Raw genomic sequence first — 3,213 nt, 5'->3', positions numbered from 1 at the left:
GCCGACACCGGTGGTGGCGTCGGTGCTGTCGGTGCTGTCGGTGGCGGGCCCGGGGTCGTACCAGGGGTCGTACGCGTCGCGCCGGTGGGCAGGCGCGCCGTAGCCGGACGGGGGCCGGACCGGATCGCCCGGGTCGCGATCGGGGTCGTGGCCGGGAGCCCCGGATGCGGGACCGGCCGGGCGGGCGTGGGCCGGTCCGCCACCGAGGGCACCGAACCCGGCGGTGCCGGCGGGACCGGCGGGAGCGGCGGGCTCGTAGTCCGGGTCGGCCCAGCCGTAGCCGTCGGCGTCGTGAACGGCGCCCGGCGAGTCGATACCGGGGGCGCCGTCACCACGGCCGGCCCAGCCGTCACCGGGGTCGGCCGGATCGTCGTCGTCCCAGCCGTCGCCGGGCTCGGCCCAGCCGTCATCAGGACCGGCCGGCGGGTAAGCGGGCGCAGCGGGGCCGGCCGGACCGAAGCCACGTTCGGCCGGGTCGTGGCCGCCGGGACCGGCCGGGTCGTACCCGGGCTCGGCCCAGCGGTCACCGGGGCCGGCCCGACCGGATCCACGCCCGGTGAGGGCGTAGCCGCGCTCGGCCGGCCCGTAGCCGTGCTCGGCCGGCTCGTGGCCGTGCTCCGCCGACCCGTAACCGTGCTCGGCCGGCTCGTGGCCGTGCTCCGCCGGCCCATATCCGTGTTCGCCCGGCTCGTGACCGCGCCCGGCCAGGTCATAGCCAGACTCCGCCAGGTCATAGCCGCGCTCGGCCGGCTCGTAGCCACGCCCGGCCAGGTCATAGCCGCGCTCAGCCAGGTCATGGCCACGCTCGACCGGACCGTCGCCGGAAGCAGCGGAGCCGCCACCGGGCCCGACCGGCCAGCCACCGGGCCCGCCGCGACCGGCGGCGGTGTCGTGGCCACGTTCGCCCGGCCCACCCCGGCGACCGGCGCGCCGCCCGGGCACGCCCCGGCCGGTGTCCACCGCATCGTCGGCCTCGAAGCGGGCCGACCCGGTCCGCGCACGCCCGGGCGCCCGACGGGCGGGGTACCCGTGGGCCTCCCACGGCACCGGCGAGTCGCCGTCCTCCCCGCGGCGGGCCCGGCCGCGCCGACCCGCCGGATGGACCACCCGGTCGAGCGGGTCCTGGCCGGAGCCGCCGTTCCGCCCGCGGACGGGGACCTCCGCGGTGGGCGGGGTCGGGTCCTCGGCGCGGCGGCGCCCGCCGCGGTGGGCGCCCGCCGGGCGGTCGTCCCCCGGCGGCACCACGTCGGCCGCGCGCCGGCCGCGCGTCCCCGGACGGTGCGGCAACCGCGGGTGGGGCGGGGTCGCGTCGGACGGCTCCGGCGCGCGGCGCCGCCCGCGCCGTGGGCCGTCGTCGTCCCGGGCCTCGTCCATCGACCCGGAACCGTGACGCTCAGTGATCAACTTCGGTGGTGCGGACGCCTCGCCGGCCGGCTCCGGTCGGCGGTCGCGCAGCGGCGCAGGCCCGGCCGCGGCCCCCCGGTCCGGCGCGAAGACGACCCCGGCGGCGAGCTCGTCGGGCGAGCGATGCCCGGCCGGCGGCCCGGCTCCATCGTCCGGCGGGTCGATGACCTCGGTCGACCGGCGCCGGCCGCGTCGTGGCGCCGGAGCCCGCTCGTCGTCGAGCAGCCAGCGGCCCTCGTCCGGGTCCCATCTCGGTCCTGGCACGACGCCCCCCTCGGTTGCCGTGCCGATTCAACGATTCGGCCGCGCGCCGGTTACGGAACGCGGTCGCAGGGCCGGTCGTCGGCATCGTTCGGCCCCGCCCGCCGACCCGTTCGGACGCGCCGGGGAACACCGGCCGTCCCGTCCGGGCCGACGCGCGCAGCCGACCCGGATGCGGTGCCGTGCGACCCGCTGCTGCCCCCCGGCCCGGCCCGTCGCACTAGGCCGAGCCGCCGGCGACCCCCGCGACCGGGTCCCGGCGGTGCTGCGCCGTCCGCCCGGTTCCGGTCCCGGCGATCCCGCGGCCCCACCGGGCCCAGGGTTCACCGAGCCGGTCCGCGCCGGCCGCCGCGCCGTCGTCGAGCGCAGCCACCCCGAGGGCCCGCCCCGCCGGTTCCGGCCCGGCCCGCAGCCTGCGCCCGATCCGGCACAGGACGTCGAGCTGGGCCGGGTTGTAGAGGTCGAGCACGGCCTCCCGGACCGCGCGGGCGGCCGCGGTCGGTCCCGTGACAGCGCTCCACAGCCCGGGGACCATCGCCAGCACCCTCCTGATCCGGGAGAGCAGGCGGTCGGCGATCTCCTGGCGGATCGCCTCGTCGGCGTCGGCGGGCAGCCCGTCGAAGCCCGACGTCGCCGGGCTGCCGGGGAGCTTCTGCAGCGTGTCGACCAGGGCGACGACGACGGCCGGATCGAGCACCCGGCTCATCACCACCACCAGGGACCGGTCGGCCGCGGACAGATCGGCGTCGGCGATCCTGGCCGCCAGCGCGGGCGGCAGATCGGTGGGCGCGCACAGCTGCAGGATCTGCCGGACCTCGACGCGCGCCCGGTGCACCCGTTCCAGGGTCCGGGTGAGCTGGGCGTCCAGCGCGCGGAGCGCCTCGCGGGGATGCTGGTCGGCGTCGCCCAGCTCGGCGATCTGGGTCAGGCTGAACCCGAGATCGGCCAGCCGCTTGATCCGCAGCGTCCGCACGAGGTGGGTGACGCCGTACTCCTTGTAGCCGTTGCCCCGGCGTTCCGGCTCCGGCAGCAGCCCGACGTCGTGGTAGTGGCGCACCGCCCGCGCCGTGGTGCCGGCGAGTTCGGCGAGCTCACGTGTACTCCAGGCCACGATCGTTCCTTCCGTCTAGCGGTCCGGCACCGGTCAGAGGTGGCTGCTCAGCCGTTCGCGGTCGGTGGGCGAGAGCCCGCCCCACACCCCGTGCGCCTCGCGGTTCACCAGGGCGTGCACGGCGCACGGCAGGCGCACCGGGCACCCGGCACAGATGGCCTTGGCCGCCCGCTCGCGTCCCGGTTCGTCGTCCGGCGGGAAGAACACCTCGCACCCCATGGCGCGGCACGACGCCTCCCGGCGCCACGACCGGAACGGCTCGGACGACGTGGCCGGGCCGGTGTCCCGACCGGCACCATCACGACGGACGACGAGGGCCGGATCGGCCTGGGCTGCTGGCATGCGGTCAGCGTGGCCGCCCGGGCGGCGTCGTCGCGTCGGTAAAGGTCCCTGATCCCGCCCGGCCCGTCCGGACCGGGCGGGCCGCCGGCGACGGC

At 78.6% G+C, this 3,213-nt stretch carries 2 protein-coding genes and 1 pseudogene; all 3 read right to left on the bottom strand.

Annotated elements, in window-relative coordinates; translation table 11 throughout:
• Positions 1-1,668: pseudogene (locus ABD160_RS27555) on the bottom strand (hypothetical protein); the annotation flags it as partial.
• 217 nt (positions 1,669-1,885) lie between these two features.
• Positions 1,886-2,776 carry a MerR family transcriptional regulator gene (locus ABD160_RS27550; protein ID WP_344027654.1) on the bottom strand — a complete coding sequence of 297 codons (891 nt, stop codon included), beginning with the start codon at positions 2,774-2,776 and terminating at the stop codon, positions 1,886-1,888.
• A gap of 33 nt (positions 2,777-2,809) precedes the next feature.
• Positions 2,810-3,118 (bottom strand): WhiB family transcriptional regulator, encoded by a 309-nt coding sequence (locus ABD160_RS27545; protein ID WP_344027651.1) that lies wholly within the window; start codon positions 3,116-3,118, stop codon positions 2,810-2,812.
• Positions 3,119-3,213: the final 95 nt, after the last annotated feature.

It is taken from the genome of Pseudonocardia kongjuensis (genome assembly GCF_039526905.1).
In the GTDB taxonomy this organism is placed as follows: domain Bacteria; phylum Actinomycetota; class Actinomycetes; order Mycobacteriales; family Pseudonocardiaceae; genus Pseudonocardia; species Pseudonocardia kongjuensis.
Note: the sequence above shows the minus strand (reverse complement) of the source record. Positions and strands in the feature narration are given on the sequence as shown.